This is a genomic window from Specibacter sp. AOP5-B1-6, assembly GCF_052376555.1.
Taxonomy (GTDB): Bacteria; Actinomycetota; Actinomycetes; order Actinomycetales; family Micrococcaceae; genus Specibacter.
In genome coordinates this window covers 1-3542 of the sequence record NZ_JBQSVT010000081.1, presented here as the reverse complement: position 1 = coordinate 3542, position 3542 = coordinate 1, and the positions used below count along the sequence as shown (strand labels likewise).

Genomic DNA, 3542 nt, shown 5'->3' with positions numbered 1-3542 from the left:
TTTTTATGTGTTGTCCGGCGGTGTCCTACTCTCCCACATCCTCACGAATGCAGTACCATCGGCGCTGTGGGTCTTAGCTTCCGGGTTCGGAATGGGACCGGGCGTTTCCCCCACGCTATGACCACCGTAACTCGTTCCCCAAACCAAAGGTGTTTCTTGGTTGGGTGGCTTGTTGGGTGTCCTTGTTATGGAACAACTTCTATTTTATTATACAAGACATTTACATTCCCTGAGTACCAATCATGGTTGCCCATGAATTAGTCCACCGGGGGTGGTGTCTTGTTTTGTTTCCGTGCAACAAACGGGTGGGTTTGTTGGTTGGGAACCACATAGTGAACGCGAGCATGCTTTTGTAAAGGTGTGTGTGGTGTAAGTTATCGGCCTATTAGTACCGGTCAGCTTCACGAGTCTTTAGTCCTCGCTTCCACGTCCGGCCTATCAACCCAGTGGTCTAGCTGGGGGCCTCTCACACATAACTGTGTATGGAAATCTCATCTTGAAGCGGGCTTCCCGCTTAGATGCTTTCAGCGGTTATCCCATCCGAACGTAGCTAATCAGCGATGCACTTGGCAGTACAACTGACACACCAGAGGTTCGTCCGTCCCGGTCCTCTCGTACTAAGGACAGCCCTTCTCAAATTTCCTGCGCGCGCAGCGGATAGGGACCGAACTGTCTCACGACGTTCTAAACCCAGCTCGCGTACCGCTTTAATGGGCGAACAGCCCAACCCTTGGGACCTACTCCAGCCCCAGGATGCGACGAGCCGACATCGAGGTGCCAAACCATGCCGTCGATATGGACTCTTGGGCAAGATCAGCCTGTTATCCCCGAGGTACCTTTTATCCGTTGAGCGACGGCCATTCCACAATGTGCCGCCGGATCACTAGTCCCGACTTTCGTCCCTGCTCGAGGTGTCCCTCTCACAGTCAAGCTCCCTTGTGCACTTACACTCGATACCTGATTGCCAACCAGGCTGAGGGAACCTTTGGGCGCCTCCGTTACTTTTTAGGAGGCAACCGCCCCAGTTAAACTACCCATCAGGCACTGTCCCTGACCCGGATTACGGGCCGAAGTTAGATGTCCAAAGTGACCAGAGTGGTATTTCAACGATGACTCCACCGCAACTAGCGTTGCAGTTTCACAGTCTCCCACCTATCCTACACAAGCCACTCCGAACACCAATACCAAACTATAGTAAAGGTCTCGGGGTCTTTCCGTCCTGCTGCGCGTAACGAGCATCTTTACTCGTACTGCAATTTCGCCGAGTTTATGGTTGAGACAGCGGGGAAGTCGTTACTCCATTCGTGCAGGTCGGAACTTACCCGACAAGGAATTTCGCTACCTTAGGATGGTTATAGTTACCACCGCCGTTTACTGGGGCTTAAATTCTCAGCTTCGCTCCGAAGAGCTAACCGGTCCTCTTAACCTTCCAGCACCGGGCAGGAGTCAGTCCGTATACATCGTCTTGCGACTTCGCACGGACCTGTGTTTTTAGTAAACAGTCGCTTCCCCCTGGTCTCTGCGGCCCACACCCGCTCATGAAGAGTAAATCTTCTTCACGGGGCAGGCCCCCCTTCTCCCGAAGTTACGGGGGCATTTTGCCGAGTTCCTTAACCATAATTCTCTCGATCGCCTTAGTATTCTCTACCTGATCACCTGTGTCGGTTTGGGGTACGGGCAGTTAGAACCTCACGTCGATGCTTTTCTAGGCAGCATAGGATCACCGAATTCCCCCATGCGGGGGTCCCATCAGATCTCAGAATCGTCATTGAAGACAACACAACGGATTTGCCTATCGTGTTTCCTACGTCCTTAGACCGGGACTACCATCGCCCGGCTCGGCTACCTTCCTGCGTCACACCTGTTAATACGTTTACCTCCCCGGTTCAGGTCCCACGCTCCCCACACACCCTGACCCCGAAGGGTACTCAGTGGTGGTTTGGGTGGTTAGTATCACCGGTTCAATATTGGCGGTTCTTCACCGGTACGGGAATATCAACCCGTTGTCCATCGACTACGCCTGTCGGCCTCGCCTTAGGTCCCGACTTACCCAGGGCAGATTAGCTTGACCCTGGAACCCTTGATCATTCGGCGGACGGGTTTCTCACCCGTCTTTCGCTACTCATGCCTGCATTCTCACTCGTGTAGGCTCCACCGCTAGTTCACACTGCGACTTCAATGCCCACACGACGCTCCCCTACCACTCCAAACCCCTGAACCAAAGCAAGCTTTGGTTTGGGTAGTGTTTGAAATCCACAACTTCGGCGGTGTACTTGAGCCCCGCTACATTGTCGGCGCGGGATCACTTGACCAGTGAGCTATTACGCACTCTTTTAAGGATGGCTGCTTCTAAGCCAACCTCCTGGTTGTCTAAGCAATCCCACATCCTTTCCCACTTAGCACACGCTTAGGGGCCTTAGTTGGTGGTCTGGGCTGTTTCCCTCTCGACTATGAAGCTTATCCCCCACAGTCTCACTGCTACGCTCTGACTTACCGGCATTCGGAGTTTGGCTGACGTCAGTAACCTTGTAGGGCCCATTAGCCATCCAGTAGCTCTACCTCCAGTAAGAAACACGCAACGCTGCACCTAAATGCATTTCGGGGAGAACCAGCTATCACGAAGTTTGATTGGCCTTTCACCCCTACCCACAGCTCATCCCCTCCATTTTCAACTGAAGTGGGTTCGGTCCTCCACGCGCTCTTACACGCGCTTCAACCTGGCCATGGGTAGATCACTTCGCTTCGGGTCTAGATCACGCCACTAAACTCGCCCTATTCAGACTCGCTTTCGCTACGGCTTCCCCACACGGGTTAACCTCGCGACGTAACACTAACTCGCAGGCTCATTCTTCAAAAGGCACGCCATCACCACAACAACCACCCCCGCAAGGGGGCGCGGTGGCTCTGACGGATTGTAAGCACACGGTTTCAGGTACTATTTCACTCCCCTCCCGGGGTACTTTTCACCTTTCCCTCACGGTACTTGTCCGCTATCGGTCATTAGGTAGTATTTAGGCTTATCAGGTGGTCCTGACAGATTCACACGGGATTTCTCGGGCCCCGTGCTACTTGGGATACTCACCAGGGAGTGCACTGCATTTCAGTTACGGGACTCTCACCCTCTACGGTCGGCCATTCAAAACCGTTCACCTATACATGCACCATTCCCCTCTCTGGTCCGGCAGAACCAAAACGGTAAATCCCACAACCCCGCACCATGCAACGCCCGCCGGCTATCACACATGACACGGTTTAGCCTGATCCGCGTTCGCTCGCCACTACTAACGGAATCACTATTGTTTTCTCTTCCTGTGGGTACTGAGATGTTTCACTTCCCCACGTTCCCTCCACACATCCTATATATTCAGATGCGGGTCACCACCTCACCTCGCGGCGGGTAGCGGGGTTCCCCCATTCGGACACCCTCGGATCAAAGTTTGGTTATCAACTCCCCGAGGCTTATCGCAGATTCCTACGTCCTTCTTCGGCTCCTAATGCCAAGGCATCCACCGTGCGCCCTTAAAAACTTGACCACACACATG

At 53.5% G+C, this 3542-nt stretch carries 2 rRNA genes; both read right to left on the bottom strand.

The window, feature by feature from the left end:
- Window positions 1-12: 12 nt before the first annotated feature.
- Window positions 13-129, bottom strand: a 5S ribosomal RNA gene (gene rrf, locus ACT3TS_RS19405).
- A gap of 235 nt (window positions 130-364) precedes the next feature.
- A 23S ribosomal RNA gene (locus ACT3TS_RS19400) occupies window positions 365-3533 on the bottom strand.
- Window positions 3534-3542: the final 9 nt, after the last annotated feature.